Origin of the sequence: Parashewanella hymeniacidonis (assembly GCF_016900895.1) — a bacterium.
Taxonomy (GTDB): domain Bacteria; phylum Pseudomonadota; class Gammaproteobacteria; order Enterobacterales; family Shewanellaceae; genus Parashewanella; species Parashewanella hymeniacidonis.
The window spans coordinates 1-20,663 of the sequence record NZ_JAFEUN010000055.1 but is presented as its reverse complement, the minus strand read 5'-3'; the positions used below and the strand labels follow the sequence as shown (position 1 = coordinate 20,663).

General features: G+C 39.6%; 10 protein-coding genes and 2 pseudogenes. All 12 read left to right on the top strand.

Annotation, left to right across the window (positions count from 1 at the left end):
• Positions 1-30 precede the first annotated feature (30 nt).
• Complete coding sequence (locus JQC92_RS23055; protein ID WP_204999898.1) at positions 31-1,428, top strand: tyrosine-type recombinase/integrase; 1,398 nt, start codon at positions 31-33, stop codon at positions 1,426-1,428.
• 1 nt (position 1,429) lies between these two features.
• Positions 1,430-3,787, top strand: coding sequence for a hypothetical protein (locus JQC92_RS12085; protein ID WP_204999897.1), 2,358 nt, complete (start codon positions 1,430-1,432; stop codon positions 3,785-3,787).
• Positions 3,788-3,800: 13 nt separating this feature from the next.
• Complete coding sequence (locus JQC92_RS12080; protein ID WP_204999896.1) at positions 3,801-6,002, top strand: hypothetical protein; 2,202 nt, start codon at positions 3,801-3,803, stop codon at positions 6,000-6,002.
• The gene (locus JQC92_RS12075; RefSeq protein WP_204999895.1) at positions 6,002-6,487 is read left to right on the top strand and encodes a hypothetical protein; all 486 of its coding nucleotides are present in this window, start codon (positions 6,002-6,004) and stop codon (positions 6,485-6,487) included. Before JQC92_RS12080 ends, JQC92_RS12075 begins: the two co-directional genes overlap by 1 nt.
• Positions 6,488-6,633: 146 nt before the next feature.
• Positions 6,634-7,098 (top strand): thioredoxin-dependent thiol peroxidase, encoded by a 465-nt coding sequence (gene bcp / locus JQC92_RS12070; protein ID WP_204999894.1) that lies wholly within the window; start codon positions 6,634-6,636, stop codon positions 7,096-7,098.
• Between the two features lie 39 nt (positions 7,099-7,137).
• Positions 7,138-7,794 carry a recombinase family protein gene (locus tag JQC92_RS12065; protein WP_204999893.1) on the top strand — a complete coding sequence of 219 codons (657 nt, stop codon included), beginning with the start codon at positions 7,138-7,140 and terminating at the stop codon, positions 7,792-7,794.
• A 400-nt stretch (positions 7,795-8,194) separates the two neighbouring features.
• Positions 8,195-9,149 (top strand): annotated as a pseudogene (locus JQC92_RS12060) (IS1595 family transposase).
• A gap of 94 nt (positions 9,150-9,243) precedes the next feature.
• Complete coding sequence (gene avs1a / locus JQC92_RS12055) at positions 9,244-10,428, top strand: AVAST type 1 anti-phage system MBL fold metallo-hydrolase Avs1a (protein WP_204999892.1); 1,185 nt, start codon at positions 9,244-9,246, stop codon at positions 10,426-10,428.
• A gap of 2 nt (positions 10,429-10,430) precedes the next feature.
• Positions 10,431-16,217, top strand: coding sequence for an AVAST type 1 anti-phage system protease Avs1b (gene avs1b / locus JQC92_RS12050; RefSeq protein ID WP_204999891.1), 5,787 nt, complete (start codon positions 10,431-10,433; stop codon positions 16,215-16,217).
• Between the two features lie 13 nt (positions 16,218-16,230).
• Positions 16,231-16,509, top strand: a complete 279-nt coding sequence (gene avs1c, locus JQC92_RS12045; protein WP_204999890.1) for an AVAST type 1 anti-phage system protein Avs1c — start codon at positions 16,231-16,233, stop codon at positions 16,507-16,509.
• Between the two features lie 342 nt (positions 16,510-16,851).
• A pseudogene (locus tag JQC92_RS22605) lies at positions 16,852-16,980 on the top strand (thioredoxin-dependent thiol peroxidase); the annotation flags it as partial.
• 157 nt (positions 16,981-17,137) lie between these two features.
• The gene (locus JQC92_RS12040) at positions 17,138-20,530 is read left to right on the top strand and encodes a hypothetical protein (RefSeq protein WP_204999889.1); all 3,393 of its coding nucleotides are present in this window, start codon (positions 17,138-17,140) and stop codon (positions 20,528-20,530) included.
• Positions 20,531-20,663 lie beyond the last annotated feature (133 nt).

Here is a 20,663-nt window from a genome sequence, read left to right as displayed (position 1 = left end):
ATATGTGAGTAACATATTGAGGGTTGTTTTGTGATAGAAAAGCATGACGAAAATGATATTTATGATGACTACCGATTGCTCTCCATAGAGGTAGATACATTAGCTAAACTGAGAATTTCACAGGTCATCGATACTGACTCTGGGGAAGTGACCCACTCACCCTACCTCTCCCCATCCAAATTACAGTCTCGCATAAAGAAGACCGATATTATCGTTGCACCAGATGGCCGTGTTGTTTATCCACAATCTCTTTATCTTGTGTCAAAACTCAGCGGTGAAGGAAAAATTCAAGACACCAAATCAATGGCCAAAGGCTTATTGGCCTTTACTCGATATTTAGACTCTACCCACTACCCTCAAGTTGATGATGATGGGAATGTGATACCACCTCAGTACCTAACCTATAAAACACTGACGAAACATGAGGAAGAAGGCGCACCTTGGCAATTTGCTGAGCACCTTTTAGCAAACTGTCGATCTCGGAAAGAGGCAACTGGTGACGAAGCGTACTCGCTTAACTCAGCAAGAAGCTATATGGGTGCTGTTATTGGGTTTTATAAGTGGATGCAGAGACACGGTTACCTCAAAAATGATGATGAGCATGTCCTGACACACTTCACCGAGGTTGAGGTTAACCTAGGCTACACCAACCAGCATGACATGCTTGCCCATACTAAGTCTGGCGCAAAGCGGGGCTATGAGATATCAAACATCATGAAGATGTTCCCAAAAATCGATAAAACGCCTGCTCATCAAAAATTGAAGCCTATGACGTTCGAGCATAAAGAACTGTTCTCTCAACACATTCGTACATTGCCAAAAGCTGCTTCCTTGATACTGAGACTATGTGAAAAGGCAGGACTTAGGATTGATGAAGCTACCCATTTTCCTGCTCGTGATATTGGTAATAAGGATTTTAGTGGATTAGATGTCGTGCCATTGACCATTACACATACCAAGGGCAGTAAGCCGCGCACGATTGAAATCCCTCTCGCACTGTATGAGGAATTAGAGCAATTCAAGGAATGTATTCAGCGACAAAAGAACCTAACTCGCCGAAAGGATCTGATCAATTCCAAAGAAGAACTAGACACCACTGAGTACCTTTTTCTTTCCAATAAAGGACGGCCTTACACAGAAAATACTCTAGAGGCGCATTTTAGCAAGCTGCGACTGCGCATCCGGGCAATAGAGCCTGACTGGTACTATCGAATCCATGACCTTCGCTCAACTTATGCCACGCATTGGCTTTGGCGTGAGTTTAGGGAGCGGCAAGTTGCCTATGAGTACCTAATGGACGAGTTAGCCTCGCTTATGGGACATTCGAGCACAGCAACGACGGAAAAGTACATTAAGTTCATGAATAAACTTGATGACCAGCTAAGAGTCGCAATGAATAAAAACAACAAGATTAACGGGGGTTGGTAGCATGGCAAAAAGCCCGCTCGCTAAAATCTCAAAAATGGTTAAGCATGTTAGAAATGTTAAAAATATCTATCACTTACACCTTACCATCCCCTATAAAGATGCCAAAAGCAGAACAGTGACCGAGTTTGATATATCACACTTGTTACACCTTGGTGCAAATAGTAATAACAACAAAATCGAAAACCGTGCTCCTTATTTAAGGAGCTTTTGTAAACACGCCAATCAGTATGTTAATAATGGGAGTTCAGCAAGAACCGTCACGGCAACTTATGATGCATTACGAGCTTTCATTATCTTTTGTGACTCTGTAAACGTTGACCCATTTTCCGAAGCTGGCTATTTAAAATACACAGGAAACGATGGTGAGTTACGACATCGCATTAAAATGTATAACCCATCAAAAAAATTATGGGCAATGAGTGACGGTGATGAATTAGGTATCAAGGAAAATACCGCAGGTACTATTACTTCATATCTTCGCAAATCCCTTTCTTGGTGCGGATTACCCTCTGATTTGTGGGTAACCCAGCATCGAGGGTTTGCTGGCGAAAACACACCACACAAAGGTTATTCTGAGACCGAAGAAAAAGTCCTTGTCACTAGGTTGAGTGAGTTATTTTTCACTCTAGTCCCACAGCTCATTGCGGCAAAAAAAGAAAACCTCGTACTGCCAGACAAGTTACCAGTTGTTATTGATTTTGGAGGACACAAAGAAATCATTTCAATTGAAACCTCTCTCAAAACCCAGACACATGGTCAGAGCAAAAATGGGACATCTGTAAAACCTTCCGCTGCGTTTAACCTATCGATGGGGGCGGCTTATCACCTGATGTGCTTTTTTACCTCATTAAATGATAGCGACGTAAAGGGCATCGCTCATCCAATTACGATTCATACTGATGAGCGGGATAAAAGCTTAAAGGTAGTTAAGGTATCGAGCTTTAAAACAAGGGCAAACAAAAAGGTTGACGCTGCTCTTACCAACCAGAGCTTCGATGTCGATAAACGAGATGGCGTGAAGTTTATTAAAATCCTTGAGGCACTTTCAGCACTACACAGCGATGGCGAAGAAGGCTCAGAGTTACTATTCACGCTGAATAACCGTGGGGAGAAAAGCAGCACGTTTAATTTGGACCAAATAAACAAGCACCTAATGGTGGAGTTAAACCTACTATCACCCACCTGCGCATCTTGCCTGCCATGGTTTAAAGAGCTATTTTACAGCTACCGAAACCAACATGTTATCGAGTTAAACAAAAAAACCAATGTACTTGGTAGAATCATCATGAGCAAAATAACGCACCCGTGCTCGAAAGCGAAAACTACACAAGGCGCAACGAATGCCGCTTACTGCATTTTGTCATGCTACACAGGTTTACCACTCAAAGGTATCCTACTGCCACTTGCCTACTCAGAGAAAGATTCGAATGGCAATATCAAAATTTCATTCAAATACCGAAACGGTGACCGTCATGACTTCTCTATTCCTGCTACGGATAAGATCTTAATCCAAGATATCGAGCAATACGCCACAGAGTTAGCGGATAAACAAAAGTGTAAAAAGCATGAGCGATTACTGCTAAAACGAGGTAATGCGAAAGAAGTCCCTAAAGACTGGACCGGAATTAGCCCTATCAGCTCTAAGCTAATGCTTACATGGTCGATTAAGCCTAACGAATACCTTATTTCACTTCGGTCGAGTCGCTGGAGAGAAACGACCAGCAACCAAGCCTACTCCGACATTGGTAAAGGTGGTGTTCAGAGTATTCTTCAAAACCTTCAGCAGACCATTGATAAAAATTATGTCAATGGAGACCCGAGGCTTAACAAGGTTATCGTTTCACAAGCTATCCAAGTCGTGGAGCAATTAGATGAAGACACAGGTTTAGAGCAAGCCAAGGCGATGGTTGCGGCCAAACTTAGTATTCCAATGCTGGCACATGATGAATGGAGAAAGAAACAAGAGCAAGAAAAAGCAAAGACCAACCCAAATGGCATTCATTGCAACGGGCAACAAAGCATTGCAGGTGACAAAAATGCGCAGCGCAAAACAAATAATGCCATGAAGTTACCATTGCCTTGCACGGAGTACGACATGTGCCATAAATGCCAGTCAGCCAAAGCCGTCGATGAAGTTCAATCCATCTATAAACTTATCTCTTTCATTGATGTGTTGAAAGAAGCCTTAGACCATTACCCCAATGCGAAAGAGGAAGTCCATGAAAAGATAGCCGCTTTCGAGTTCACTCTCGACGGTGCAAGCCAGAATGTGTACGACAATGCCATGGCGATTTTTTTCAAAAACGGGCGTCACCCTCGGGTATCTATTAACCACGCCATTTTGGCCTTACACCGTTAATTAGGAGCCAACCATGATAAAGCTACCTAAGAACAACCTAGACCAACAAGATGCCCTTATTAACGCGCAAGATAATGTTGGAAGCTACACAAACTACCTGAACGACATATTAAAGCCTGCAATTGACTCGGGAGAGTGGGACGAATTTGAAGCGCTAGATATTGGTTTTAGCGTCACTGGTGAGTCACTCGGTAAGATTGGGGACGACGACGCTTGGAAAAAGCTACAACCCTTCTTTGAACCCAATACTACCCAAACAAGCACAATAGACTTCTCCTTTGATGGAAAAGTGATGGAACGCAACCTGAAAAATCAATTGAAGGCGCTGGCATTGACTATGATGTGGTGTTCCCCAAAAGACTACTCTTTTGATTCCATCTACATCACTGTCACTATGTTAAAGAAATTAGCTCTCGCTCTTTTGAATGAGGGTTACAACAGCTTTGAGTTTTTATCCTTTGACCAATTAGAGTCCTGGGTATTAAGCGATTTCACCGATATCGACTTTGAAAGAAATCGAATTTACGCAGCTCTCAATAAGCTATTTACGGAAGTAAAGAGGTTACCATTTAACGTTTGTCTTACCAAGAAGTTAACACCATCAAGTTTTGGTTTAACTCTTAAAGACGCTGCGCAATATACGGTTATACCACAGCGGTTATATTATTTGGGTTTGCAAGAGTCAGAAGCATTAGTTAACGAGCTATACCCCATTCGTGATGAACTAGGCAAGCTATCCGAATACATAGCTTCCTACTATGATAAAACCTATCAAAAGTACGCCAAATACCTTGCTAGCGACGCGGTAATACTAAAAAATGACAAACTTAACTGGTATTTATCCAAAGCCAATAAAATGGACAAAGAAAAAGCTATAGACTTTCAATCAGCTTTTCTCGCGCTAAAATATCCTTCACAAACAACGATCTTTGAATTACTCCATAAGTATAAACCCGTAATCAGCACTCACTACATCGACAAATTCTACCCAGACAGAACATTGAGGTTTGGTAACAGAATGGTCACTGGGCTTGGGGAAGGACAATCATTATTTAAACAGCTCAACGGCGGTTGCCTCTGGGCGCTAATGTCTCGAACGGGCATGCGCTCTGATGAAATATTTCACCTTCATACCGCGAAGGGGTGCACAAAAGAAACCATATCTAATCAAACCATTCATATCATCCATGCTGACCTATCAAAGACCACTAAAGGCTCTCAGTCAAAACAGGATGAATTTGTGACTACTGAGATCGGAAAAAAAGCTTACGAGGTACTACAAGCGCTACATGAACCACTTAGGAGGTACCACCCTGAGAGCCAAGCATTTTTTCATAAGGTTAGAGGTGACTGTGGGGCTAGTCATAAAAGTTCAATCGGTAAACATATAACACATTGGTTTGAAAGCACTCTAGGGGAGATACTTTCGCTAACCAATGACGATGTGATTGATTTGAAGGTCTCCGACCCTAACCTTTCGTTTAATGTGGGTGAAGACTATGAGTTCTCAGGGCACCAGCTCCGTCGCTCGTTTGCCTACTATCTTATCGGCTTCGAGCTTTGTGCGTTCCCCCAACTCAAGCAGCAGTTCAGCCATGTATCGATGGCGATGACACGCCATTACGCTAAGAACGCCAGTAAATTCCAGAAAATCAGAAAGCAAAAGCAAAGCTTGGCTCACGCTATTGATGAAGAAAGGGTTGATCAAAAAGCGCTGGTGTACCTGAACATCTACAAGAAGCTGGCAAACAAAGAGCGTGTCGCTGGCGGCAAGGGCAAAGAGTTTGCCAAAAACATGATGAAGACTGAGCGTAACCTGTTTAAAGATAAGGTCGATAACGACAGGCTCTCGCTCAACTACTGGAAAAAGCAAATCCGAGATCAAAAGCGCCACATTCACGCCGTCGCCCCCGGAATTTACTGCACTTCAACAGGTTGTAGCCTACGTACACAAGTCAACCTATTAGAGTGTGTGGACTGTAAGAACGACTATATTGTCGATGCTGTTTTCGCAGAAGCTAAGCGCAAAGAGGCCGAAATTCATATGCTATGGGACATTGAACATGATGAATTAACGCCTCAAACAGGGTCAGAAGTGTATATCAAAATCAGGGCTGCTGAACGCATTATGAAAGACTTAGATATCAGCTACGAACCAGTGGTAATACCTCAAGAAGTTCAAGACCTGCTGATCAACTACGGAGTGACTGCGTAATGACACAAGCAACTAAGAGTAAGCTCATTAATGCCCTAGAGCGCCTGTTAGAGGGTAAACCAGAAAACCGTGAACTAAGGAAGAAAGCCCGAGCTGGTAAGCTAAAAATCAATGACCATAGCGTCGAGAAAGAATCGGGGCTTTCTGTTGGGTCATTGCGCAGGCACGAAGATGTTAAGACAATGGTGAAGAATAAGTCACTGGAATCCCGCGTAGCACAAGATGACTTAAGCCAGTCACCTATTGATGTTCTACAAGCGGAAGTGAAACAGCTAAAAGGCGACAAGACTCAAGCTAATAAGAAGAAAAAGGAATACCTAGATCTAGCTAAAAGTCATGAACAAGCATTAACCATACAAGCAGCAAGCCACATAAAAATGGTTCAAGAACTCATGGAGATGCTACATGAAAGTGAGCGAGAGAAGGCAATGGATAAGGTCATCAAAGCAAGGCCAGATAACCTTATCAAAGGCAATTTTAGATAAAAGCATCCTGTTTAGTGTAATCACTAGACAGGACACTTGATTAACGTTAAAAATGTACACTCTAACGTAATATAAATGCACTAAATAGGACGTAGCGAACAAAGCTACGCCACATACCATTAATTGAGAAAGTAAGGACAAAACCAATGGCAATCGAAGCCGGACAAACCGCACCAGATTTCACCCTAAATGACCAAGACAATAACCCATTGAAGCTATCTGAGCTTCAAGGAAAGAAGGTCCTGCTCTACTTCTACCCACGCGCATCAACACCGGGGTGCACAGTTCAGGCTCAAGGGTTGCGTGACACTAAAGCTGAGTTAGATGCTCACAACGTGGTTGTTCTTGGTTTAAGCCCAGACACCCCGAAAAAGCTGACGAACTTTATCAACAAGCAAGAGCTTAACTTCACTCTGCTAGCAGATGAAGAGCACGAAGTGTGTGAGAAGTACGGTGTCTGGCAACTCAAAAAGTTCATGGGCCGTGAAAACATGGGCGTAGTAAGAACAAGCTTCTTAATCAATGAGTCTGGCTATATTGAGCATGTATTCAACAAGTTCAAAACTAAAGACCACCATGAAGTTGTATTGGACTACCTAAACAGCAAATAACCGTCCATAAGCAATTAACTCTTCAAATTGGGGGCTGGCATGATTGGCTACATTCGAGTATCAGATCCACAAAGAGCCGATGGTGAATCACAAAGAGAAGCTATCAAGGCCTACGCCGCTAAACGTGGCATACAAATATCGGATTGGATAGAAGAACATGTGTCTGCCACCAAGACAGAACTTAATGAGCGGAAGTTATCTTCCCTCATTGCCTCTCAACAAAGCATCATTGTATCGGATATCACACGGCTGGGTCGCCACAAGGTTATGGAGTTGGTCGGCGCTATCGGCCAGATAGCCTCATACGGTGAGCTGCATTTGGCATACAACGACACCATAATTAACTCTGAGAACGTTGATAATGCTGAAATCATTTTTACAGTTATTGGGCAGTCTTTTGCCAGCGCTGTAGAGGCTCAGAAACGCTCTGAACGAGCCAAAGCAGGTCACGCTAAACGAAAAGCCAAAGGGCTATCATCTGGCCGTCAGAAGGGGCAGAAGGTTAAGTCCAGGCTTGATGAGCATACGGTGTTTATATTGAACCTCCTCGACACCAAGACCTCCAAAGCTGAAATCCTAAGAAAACTAAACGAACGCGGTGTTTCGATTACTAGAAGTAGATTTTACTCGTGGTTGGAAGACCGTGGACTTCATAATAAGAAGGCTGAATTCCAGAACGATATGTTCCAAGCATAAAGCTAACTAACTTCGAGTCCCCGCTAATCACAAACTCGTTTTTGTCGGATAGACGGCACCTGTTACCAGGTGCCACCCTCCTCAGAACCGTACGTGCAACTTTCACTGCATACGGCTCAAGCCTCCACGAAGGCACCGTTAAGCACCCAGTAGTTAAATCGTTACAGGACTAGAGGGAGACCAAAAGTTGATCGCAGCACTAGCCCTCGTTTTAATTACCTTTGCGATACGCACTTGAAGCTTTAATACCTCCCCGATAGCCACTCAGTGATTGAGAAACCACGGTTCGTTGTAAGAAGATGCACTAATTTCATTCGAAATCATCATTTGCTTTGGCTATGTTTTCATAAACTGTTGATGGGAGTATATTGACTAAAATTGTAGCGTCAGGTATTCGGTTATGAACATAGCCCAATTTCGTAAACTGATAACAAGTCTACAAGGATTGAGCGATAAACAACGCTTGGAAGCTTCCTCTGCTTTGAATAAACAAGCATCATCTGATCCTATATATCAGCAACTTGAGACTCGATTTATTGAACATCCAGAATGTCCCCATTGTCACAGCAACCTCATTAACCGATATGGAAAAACGGATGGTCATCAGCGTTATCGCTGTAAAAATTGCCTAAAGACATTCGTCGCCCACAGGAACACCTTTAGCCAGAATTCGTCATAGAGAGCGCTGGTCAGATTATTTTTACTGCATGACTAAAAACATGTCATTAAGAGAAGCTGCAAGTCATTGTGATTTAGATTTGAAAACTTCATTTAATTGGCGTCATCGCTTTTTAAAAATACCAACCACAATGCAACCATCTGTCTTAGAAGGAATAATTGAAGCAGATGAAACCTTTTATCCATATTCAGAAAAAGGAAGCCGAAGCTTGACTCGTGAACCTCGAAAAAGAGGAATGAAAGCTAAAAAGCGAGGACGTTCTGATGATGACTGGGTGAAAATCGTTACGGTAAAAGACAGAGCACATCATACTTATGACAACACTTTTGAACATGTAACCAGTGACGCTTTAACAAAAGAACTTGAAAGCAGAGTTCAAAAAGATAGCGTGCTATGTACCGATGGATTTAAGGCCTACATCGCATTTAGTAAGAAGAATGATCTTGTTCACAAGAGACTTAATATCTCAGCTGGAATAAGAGTGATTGAAAATGTGTTTCATATCCAACACGTTAATGCTTACCATAGCCAGCTCAAGTCATGGCTGGCAAAATTTCACGGTGTCGCAACAAAGTATTTGACACATTATCTAGGCTGGTTTCGATTTATGGAGAATAAAGAAAACTGCAATGAAAACAGCTTGTTCAAAGTTCAACAACAGTTAGTACCAACATAGCCTCTTTAAATATATTCAAGCCTCTGTTTTATATTGGGAAATAGCTGCCTCTGTGGTATAAGGTAAGAATGTATGAAAATAGTTGGAATAAGCTATGCTGAATGTCAGAATGTATCCTGCACAAAACGGAGATGCTTTCTTAGTTAGTTCAAATGGTACAAATTTGCTGATTGATGGTGGCTACGCAAAAACTTTTAATAATCATATTCTGAGTGATTTACGAGAAAAGGCTTCTAAGGGAGAATGTTTGGATCTTGTTATTGCTACCCATATAGACTCTGATCATATTTTAGGATTGATTCGATTTCTGTCGCAGAATGGGTCTTCTTTACAACCACAAATTATTCCCGTTAAAAATATTTGGCATAACAGTTTGCGTAATCTGACTGCTCCTTGTGAGTCAATCATTGTTGCTGAAGATCTTGAATTACTGAAGGCAATTAATAGACGTGGGCATCCCACAGCAGAAACAGAAAATGCAGCTAACCCCAAGGAAATAAGTGCCAGGCAGGGAAGTACATTCTCCTCATTGATACATCAAGGGAAGTATTTGTGGAATGGTAGTGATGGTACTAAGAGTATTTCATTGGAGAACATTCATAATTTTTCCATATCTGGAGATAACATTCGTGTGCTTTCCCCTTCAAAACAACGTTTAGAAGACTTGTTGAAGTCATGGAAAAAGGATCTACAGAAGTACGGGTATAAAGGAACTATAGGATCCGGTGCAATTATTGACGATGCATTTGAATTTAGTTTTGAACACCGATGTGAAACTCAAAAAAAAGACCCTACCCCTGTATCTGGAGGGCGACGTAAGACTCTTGAAGAGATCTACAAACCTGATGACTCTCCTACTAATGGTAGTTCGATAGCAACTATTGTTGAGTTGGGGGGGGCTAGATTATTAATGTTAGCTGATGCTTGGGCTGAAGATATTATAGAAGTTCTTAGTCAGCTTAAATCTACAGGCTGTTCAATGATGTTCGATGCTATAAAAATTTCTCACCATGGGAGTTTTCACAACACAAGCCCTGAGTTATTGAAGCTTGTTGATGCGCCTATGTATTTCATATCATCTAATGGAAATACACATGGTCATCCAGATATAGAGCTTCTTACTGCTATTGTTGATAGACCCGCTGATTTTTCCAGAACCTTGTACTTTAATTATTCGACGCCTGCATCGAATGAACTTATAGATTATAAAACACAAACCGGTGCGTCATTTTTAGTGTGTGAAAATGCTACGGACTGGATTCAAATACAAGAGAATTAAGTATGTTGGATGCTGAAGTTAGAACTGCTACCTGTAGAATTGAATGTGGTGAAGATACAGGGACTGCCTGGTTAGTAGCTCCTGACAAGGTTCTGACCGCTCGCCATTGCGTATTAGATGCATTTGTGGCCGACGATGACATCGATGAAAGTGTACCAATAACCTTAGCGTTTATCTTTTCCTCTCCCGCTAGAGAGATAAAAGCAAAAATCATCGATCATGATATAGATTTAGATATTTGCCTGCTCTCAATAGAAATACAAAGTGAGGTTACTCCTATTATTTTGAGTGACCAACTGCCAATTTGCGGTAGTACGTTTTACTCTTATGGCTGTCCCATTAATAAGTTAACAATTGGACATCGACTGGAAGGGACTATTGCACAAGTTCTAGATACTCCAAAGTTAGGTATAGATGTAGAAATTCATATCGATACTTCGGCAGCACTTGCAAATTACGAAGGTTTTTCTGGCTCTGCGCTCATTTGTGATGGTTCTTGTTTTGGACTTCTTAGAGTTTCTGTAGACAATACAGTAGGTGTAATATCCATATCACGGCAGGCTGACTTCTTGCGGAAGAATGGGGTTTTACCTGAGCATACAGAGATTGTAGATAAAAGAGTCGAAGAACTAGCATCACGAGAAGAGTTTATACGAGAATTTGATACTTTTGTGTCGTCTAAATCAGGAGGTTACATATTTATAGAAGGTGCTCATGGTATTGGGAAATCAACTTTTTGTGAAGCATATACGCCTATAGACTCATCACTGGAGCACTTCGATACATACAGTTTTACATCTCGAAATAACGCTGTAAATGCTGTTCAATTAGCTCAGCCACAAGAGTTTTATAATTGGTTTAATATGCAGGTTTCGATGTTCATTTGTCGTACGCCTGGCCGCATTGATAATAAAGATTATCCCCATCTACTAAAAGAGACTGAAAGACATCTAGTTCGATTAGGAGAGGAGTATTCCTCTCGAGGGAAAGTTGGATTATTATTCATCGATGGAATTGACGAGATTGCTAAACACGATGAAACATTGCTAAGCCACTTTATAGGTTTGTTTCCTCAGCAATTACCTCTTGGTCTAGCTATTGTTTTTTCAGCGCCTAGTTATATGAAATTAGCTACCCAACTAGGCGTAAGGTTAAGGCGTGATACCTGCATTTCAATGCCGTTATTAACTTATGATGTGACTCGAGATTTTTGTCGGCAGGCATTGACCGAAAATTGCTCTAACCCCGTAACCATAAAGCTAATCTGTGATCGGGCTCAGGGGCATCCACTTTATCTGCGTTATTTGATTGATTTGGTAAACTCTGGGAAGTTAAATGATGAACTTGCAGAGCTCCCACAAATAGAAGGAAGCATTCGTAACTACTATGAGTCCTTGTGGAATCAACTCCAGAGCGATATGGAGGCCGTTAATTTACTCGCTATTATGGTTCGTTTACGTTGGGGGGTAACCATAGAGCTGCTTACTGAGATCCTAAATCAAGGTGAGCAAGCGGTACTCGTAGGTACAATTGAACGGATACAGCACTTACTTTTAGAGCCCTGCAAAACGACAATTTATCACTCATCTTTTTGTGACTTTTTAACTGAAAAAACTCAACTCCGAGAGAGAGATATTCAATCTCGACTTTCTGCGTACTGTCTTGGTAATAGAAATAATAACTATGGGTTGCTGAATGTCATTCATCATGGGCTTAAAGCAGAAGAAACAGATAAAGCTTATATAATATCTCTGTGTGATCAGCGTTGGGTGGATGAATGCGTTATCGAGGGGATCGAACCAGATATTCTTCTTGGTGATTTGAATAAAGTTTTGGCTGCAGCAACTGACTTAGGTAGCTTGATTGAAACTGTTCGTATTTTGCTACTATCTCAAAGACTTCAGTTTCGCTATAACACCTTATTTTCTCAGTCTGCTGAGCTAATCGCAAGTGCTTTACTTTCCATAGGGATGACTCATGATGTCTTACAACATGTGATTCGTTACGGGCAATTAATCATCCCAATTCATCAAGCTCTTAGAGTTGCATTTCAGTTAATTAAATCTGATAACAATAAAGATGCACTGGAGTTATTGAGCATTATTGAGACTTCTCTGGATGAACAGCTTTCAACTAAAGGAGGACTTTTAATTCAGGACCTCTTGAAACTATATGACCTTCAAGTTCAGCAATTTATTCTGAAGTCGTCTGCAGGTGATAATAAAGCAGCTAGACAGCTACAACAATTCCAACTCTCTTTAATGAGAACGATCATCGATGGTATTCAAGATGAAGCTGCCAGTAAGTTTGTTCAAAGAGAAATGATGATTTATCAATTGGCTGCTAATATGTGCCTAATTAGTCAATACATCCCTGTTTCACTGATACGCCAGCATTATTCAGGACCATTAGAAGAGTTAGTAGAGCCACTAATTTATACAGTATCTTATTATAAATCCCTTTGTGATGATTATAGAGTAGTCCCTGAACAAAGCTTGCTTGAGCTAGTGTCAACGGATCTGAAAACATTAGTGCCAGATTTTTGGGATGACTCTAAAGAAGTTAACCCTAGTACTGTAGACTCTCTGATTACTCTGGGCACCCCACCTAGTGTAATACGAGTCATTTGTAGCGAACACGTTGACGTTAGAAAGAAAGCTTCTGTTCAGTTTATAGCTAAAGATAATGTTTCCATAGATGAGTCATCAATGCAGGACGGAATGGCACATTGGAGATATGTATCATATATCGATTCTGAATGTTTATGCCCTAATTTAGTGTCATTATCTCCTTCGAACTGGAGAGATGGAATAGATAACCTTTGCAGAAATATTGCATGGTGTGATGGTTCTGCAAGACGTTTCAAAGACAGTGCCGACGCAACAGGGCTAGGGGCGGTTTGGGATGTATTGCAACAGAATGTCTTTGAACAATTAAGGTTCAGCTTGGCGCAACGAGTACAGTGGGAGGATGCTTATGGTCTTCCTGAGGCTGTATTTCCGCATATATATCAATACTTGGCTACGTTAATTGTTGATGTTTTCCCTGAAAATATTTGTAACTTATTAACGTTTATTGAAGAGCAGTTCACTTATCAATGTGGTGTTTATTCAGAAGGTTTTAGGGATATTCTCAGCAACGTACTGACCGATGTTACGAACACATCTCTAGAGGAAAGTGTTGAAGATCAGGTTTTTTTATTGATGGAGCGATGGAGAGAGTTCGTAGTTTCTAACCTAAAAAACAGATATGAGATTGTTCCTGAACTATTAACAATCATTCCGCTATTTACTCGCCTAAATGCATCTGAGGAAGCAAAGAAAACATATCAGTTAGTTTTAGCGTTCTCTATGGGGCCTAGCTGGTATAAAGAGGATCAATTTGGGCTAAATGTTACTGCGCTTGAGTCTTTAAACCATGAGTTATCTTTGGAGTCTGGAGCTCTTAGCCAAATAGCAGGACTTCTAGATGCGGCTGGCGGAGAAATGACGTTCCAACGTTTTGTTCGATACGCTAAGCGTGATTTTATAGGAGCTCTATGTCTGCGCGGAGATTTTGCAAATGCGGTAGATTATTTTATCCGGCAAACCTACGGTACGTTAGAACAAATGTATCAAGAGGCAACTCAAGGAGATATTGATCGAGTATCTGAATTAAGAGGGACTCGTTTTCCCGGTGGTGCTTTAGATGAACAAGATTCTATCTTGTGTATTATCAAATCAGCGATCCCAAATGCAGATTGGCAACTTTGCTGGACATTACTAGAAAGCTATCAATTTGGAGACTCTCGTCACCTTAGTAATTATGCTGAAGCATATGGCCTCTTAATCAAAAAAGGTGAAGAGGACAGTGAAGCACTCACCATGATGATGAAACGGTTGGAAATTATTTGCGAATCTGAGCTTGAAAATGCTCAATGCTTTGAGTTCTTGTCTTCTATCAAACTGTATTTACCTGATGGACTCAAACAACAATTTGAAAATCGATTTGGTGTATATTTTAATTTATCACAAGCTTCAAAAGAAACAATTCAGCATTCCAAGGTAAGCTCTGTCGAACAAGCATGGAAAGGTGATTCAAATAAAGAAAAGGACTTAGATTCACTCCATTTACCAGGAACCTTTGGTACAAGTTGCTCTATGGCAGAAGCAGAAGCTGCTTTTTCGAAAGCAGATAGACACCTTCGCCGCCGTAATAAATCTGAAGCTCAGAGAGAAGTTATATCAGGCTTAGAAGCAATCCAATGCGGTGGTTGGCCAATATGGACCGGAGATACTGCACGATTGTCTCATGGACACTCTCGACTATTTCAAACAACAAGTTCTGTTTCTGATTTAGTTAAGTTGTATTCGCCTTTGATACTTAATGAGCGCTATTCCGAAAGCTGGCGCATTGCTGAAAGCTTAATTGGATTATTAGCAAATAGTTCTTCCAATGATGAGCAAGCTGCATTACTTAGGTCTGCTATAGATCATACTATTCTCATGGTTGGCAATGCTCAGGAAGAAATTAATAGTTATAAATTATTGGAAGAAGAACGAGATACAGACCTGTCATCTTGTCTTGTAAAACTTATTCTCCATACAATTGATCATCCAACTTGGATTAGAAGTGAGAAAGCAGCTGATATGCTACTTTGGTTATTGAGAAGTGATCTAAAATTTATCCATTTATTTGGAGCAAAAGCTTTCTCTATGGATAGTGGAAACCACCCAGATGTTATCTGTGGAGTTCTGGAGCAGTTATCTTATTCGGAACCAAAGCTTTGGGATTTGTTATATTCTGGGCTAGATTTTGATGCGATAGTACAAGAATGTAAGCATGTTGGGAGGCTCTCTGTTTTAGTTCGTATTACTGAACAAGCTGCAGAAAGAGAGTTTGCGGGAGCTTCAGAAGCATTAACGATTTTTCAAGACAGCTTTGGAAAAAAAGTTGACCTTTCTCAAGAAAAAAATGTGGATTGTCCAGCATGGGCGCAAAGTAGTGAAGAACAATGGTCAAGATTAAAGCAAATAGGCCTCGTAAACTCTGATTTAGTTGAGCAAGCTACATCGATAATGGAAGGTCTTTGTTCACCAATTCCTTTGGAAACCAGCTTAGAGATAGAGCAATTACTCGCTGAAGGGGCCTCTGGAAATATTAATCAACCTACGAGATGGTCTACAAAAGTACGCTTTGCAATTCAAGTAGCACTACAACCAGTTGTAAATAAAGAACAAATATCTAAAGTTGAAGAGGTTTTTCGAACATATAATCCTACACGATTAGATACACTAAGAACTATAAGGTTTACTTCACCAGCATTTAATTGGCTTAAAACACAAGACCCTAAACCAATCAATGGTAGGGACATTTATCTTGATTATTGCGAAAGAGTTTGGTTTGAAGGCAGTTTGAAATTGATAAGATTGACTGCATACATATCGGACGGTTCAAAATTCTTTCCAGTTCAATCTGGCAGATTTTTATCGACAGACAAACCAGCATTAGATTCTACTTCATATAAGGATGTTTGCGCTAACGTTATAGCTCTACCTGTTTATTTTGGCAGCTTTACACCTGCAATTCCAACTTCAAGATTTATGAGCTTATTGGGAAACAATAATCCAAACCTGAAAAGAGCTTGGTGGCGTTCAGGACGACTTACAGAACGTTATTCAGGAGCTCCTAAGAATGAAGGTTGTTATCTTTCTATTGATAAAGAAGCCCTTAGACTACCTCACGGTTTAAACCTCGTTTGGGTATATGAAGTAGATTTCGAGCCTATTGCATTAATTTATAACAATTAAAATTGGAGTCGTTATGAAATTTGAAAGATACGAAATCCCTGAAAATCGGTCTGAATTTGAACATGGATTTAATGTTCTACACAACACCATTAAAAGTGGTAAGTTTCATGTCGCTGAAGGTATTTCAATGGATGGAATACTCAGGGTGAGAAAACTACCAAACGGTCGATTGGATTTTCTCAGTGTTAATGAAAGCGCACGGCTACATGCAAATACGATACTTCATATGCAAAATTTCAATTTCCCTGATGACATTAAAGATAGTGGATTCTCTAATACGGATAAAGATTAGAAATTGCTTCATGATTTTTTGTTTTTCATAAAGCATGCTGTGAGTTACCTTAAATGTCGCCATCTCACAGTATGCTAACTCAAAAGCGTAGCATAAATACTAAGGCGTATTGTGGAATACTCGTACAGAAAGATGAACTTACCTCATTGCACCGCCTAAACTTTTTATGACAGTTCACTACTTTAAAAAGCGTCAAAAACAGCCCTGTTTACAAAAAAATATGACAACTGATATAATTGGAATTCAAAAGGAAAATTTATTAACCTAACCCACTGTTAAATGTAGACTTCATTGTAATCTGTCAAGTTTTATGTCCCAAGTTATTTCCAAGGGTGCGTCCTTATGGGCAAGATTTATGATGGAATTCATCGACTGAGCTTTTTGATCTCAGAAGATGGCAAAGTTGAACATGTCTTTGACAAGTTTAAAACTAAAAACCATCATGAGGTGATTTTAGAACACTTGAATTAATTTGTCATAATGAGCTAGATTTGCTTTCTCTACACTAGCTCTTTAATTTTAAATTGCTTTTGTAAATTATTGTTAATTCACTTTTTATCCTTCGATAATTATTCTTCACGTTCTATTTGTTACAGTTGACTAATATTTCATTTGAAATGAACAGATCATGGCACAAGCATATCTTCCTTTAGTATCTATTAGAGCAAAACTATCTGGCGGTTTTGAACCAATCGATAATTCTGATTTAGAAGCAGTATCAGAAGCTTTAAAGTCTGGCGGCATTGAAATTCAAGTTGTTATTATAAAAGGTGATAAAACTGGTGAAACCTTTACATTTAAAGTTATTAATAAGCCGGAAGAAGGAGTTGTTTCCGCAAATATATCTAACTTCTTCGACTCTTTACGAGGCCGGGGCTCAGCTAAAGAACATATTTGTAAGCAACTAAATCGTTATAAAGACTCACCAAACTCATTCCAAACCCCAAGTTCAAGTCAAACACAAACATCCGAAGGATTAGATCTTGACTATGATCCAGAACGTTTTCCAACTCTCCAACAAAACAGAAGTTTTGACTTCAAGGATTCTCAAGCTAAATTTCTTGTTCTGACAAAATACAATACAACTATTGCTAGCTGCAGTTTTGATCAATTCCTTGAAACATTATCCCTTGAAAGAAATCAACAGTTATTGAGAGTTTTCATAGAATTAACAACATCAACGGTTTGTTGCGTAGGAGATGATATACAAAGTGCTATGGATGCGCATTTAGGCTTATCAGAATCCGAGGCAACGATGATGCCGGAGCTACCTCATCTTTCTAGAAGCACAACTCCATATGAAAATTATGAAGTATCACCTGATAGAGTTCCGCCTAATGATTTAGAATCACAATCATATTTGCAGACCTATGTTGAACTTCCTCAACAACAAGCTAGATCAGAAGCTGAAATCAAAGAAAAGAAAGTCAACACAACAGAATACTCAGAAAGTGCTTATAAGAATTTTTATGAAAAAATTAAAGCCCAAGCGTTTAAAGGCTCTCCTGTTCATAAAATGACACTCGAACAGTTTATTGAAATACTATCAGAGCCATCAAACATTGATTTAAAATTAAGAATTATGAATAGTACAAAAGGTTATTCTGATCTTGCAGTTGAGCTTGAACCTTTATTGCTAAGAACGCAACCAGAAACAAAAACAGAAGCCACACCAGAATCAACGCAAATAAAAAATCCTCCACATGATTCTAGTGCCTCTTTATCAGAGTCTCAATTTGAAGTAAGCCACAAAGTTCAACCACCACTTGAATCTGGAATAAATTTGGCTACTGCAGATCCGAGTATAATTGCATTTCATGATTCATCAGATCAACAACCAGATTCTACTTATTATTCAACTTTTCAAGATTCAGAGTTAGGCGTGACACATAAAAACAGAACGGATAGTATGAATTTTGTTAGAGAAAAAAACGCTTTAGCAAGAAATGAAAGTCCTCAATTTGAAGAAGTTTCTCTACTACCATCAGTCAGAGATGATAGGCCTGAAAGAGGTGGCTTTATATATGGTCGCTTTGATATACCAAACTTCGACGAGCTTTCTGCCCCTCAGGGTGAATCAGAAACAGTTAGCACCTCAAATGCGTTAATTCGAAATAGACCCTCCGATTATGATGATATTTGTATAGCGGCTAATAATGCGTTTTCAATACTACAAAATACTTCAACCTTTGATGATATTGGTAGAGTATGGCCAATATTAATTGATATTTTTCAGAAGGATACACACTTACGAACCTTATTTTCAACAGTTGATTTCATTCCTGAACGAATCGGTATGCTGAACATTAAAATTAAACACTATTTAAATACTGAATCAGTTCCTTCGTTTAATTTTGATCTACCACCTCAACCCAAAAGGGTTGAACCAGCTGATGCAATAACGCAAAGACTAATTTGGGAAGCAAAATTAACTCCTGAAAATGCTCGTAAATACTTAACAGAGACGTTTATTACAAGTTTACAACTCGAGTTAGAACATTTTGTGGATTCGGACAATAAAGAAATAAATTTATTGAAAGAAATTGGTTATTCAATGCCAGAACTTCTTGAGAATATTAGCCCTGAGTGTTTTTTTCTGACTATGCCGATTAGCTTTGCGCAAAAAATATATTGTTTTCATAGACTATTAAATACCTCTAATTATCAGTTACAGCGATTAAATGCTAGAAGCCTTGGAAATAGAAAAGCCACAGCCCTAGCAAATCTACAAAAGAGAATTGTCAAAAAAGAACATTTATTTGCCACCATCAATTGTCATGTATTACGAAAAAAAGATCTCATTGCAATTGAGAATAAAGAACGCACAGAAGCCACTATTAAGAACATTTTGTGCCAAACTCAGGGACACCCTCAAGGCTTTGCACCCACAATACTGAATAAACCACAAACTTTTGGATTAATGTCTTGGGGCGATACTTGTTACATGAATGCATCACTACAGATCTTACTAAGAACAATTCCACCTTCAATAGTGCAAGAAATGGAAACGGGGCTTAGCAGTAAAGAAGTAGAGCACTATAATCCAAGAAAACTTTTAAAGTATCGATTTATTAATTTAGCGAAACAAGTAAGAAGTATAGAAGAGAAAAAGTCAGCCCCTCAGATTTTAGCTAGAGAGCAATATCAATTATTCCAAGCTTGCCAAGTTGCATGCAAAGGTAAACTGTTTCCAGCCAATTCAACTAATGCTTTGTCTCAAATGCGAATTGAAGATATACCACAAGATGATACTTTAGATTTTTACAATGGACTTCTTCGGGCATTGGAGCTAGAAAAACACCCTATGTTTGCTATATCTCAGGTATGTATTGAAAAAGCAGAATATGAATCACAGCCTCTTATTAGAGAATCAGGCCATTGTGATTTAACTGAATTGACAGCACTTACCTTAACACCGCCAGGATATAATCATCAAACACGAACCAAACTTCACCAACAGAATCCAGATTTATTGGAATCAGCTTTTGAGTTAAGTAAACAAGAAAGAGCTGACTCACTTGCCCGTAAAGCCCCAGAATGGGATCTGGGTTCTAACAAAAAAATGTCATTAAAGACTGACAGATCATATGATCTTCGGGTAAACAAAGATGAGTTTTCCTCATTTATAATTACATTTGATGGAGTTAATAATTTACGCTTAAACACAGGCTCATTAATGGCTGATTTGGCAAGGTCATGTTTTTTAGCTGCACAAAACTCCAAAGACGGATTCATAAAGCTGAAATTCAATGACTCAAAAAGTGGTGAAGTTGTTGAACTGAAATTCAAAATCACATCTGCAATCCTACATAAAACAAGTGGAAATTCAGGGCATTTCATGTCAGTTCATGTTAAAGATGGAAATGTATCTGTTCAAGATGATGTTCGCGATTTACCTTTTCAAAATTGGGATACTGAATATGAGCATGAATTTGGTGATATCGAAGGCGCATTTTTCAAGAAACCCCATAAAGATTCTTATTACCCTAGAGCAATTTGTTTACAAAGGGTTTTTGATTGATTTCTAATTTTGGGACTGATCAGATCTATATGATCTAAAGTCACAAATACAAGCGAGCTCGCCAGAGCAGGAAGTCCAACTCTGGTGATAAATATCAAAAGCAAATTTGTTTTTAGTGAGCGTTTCCAGAAGG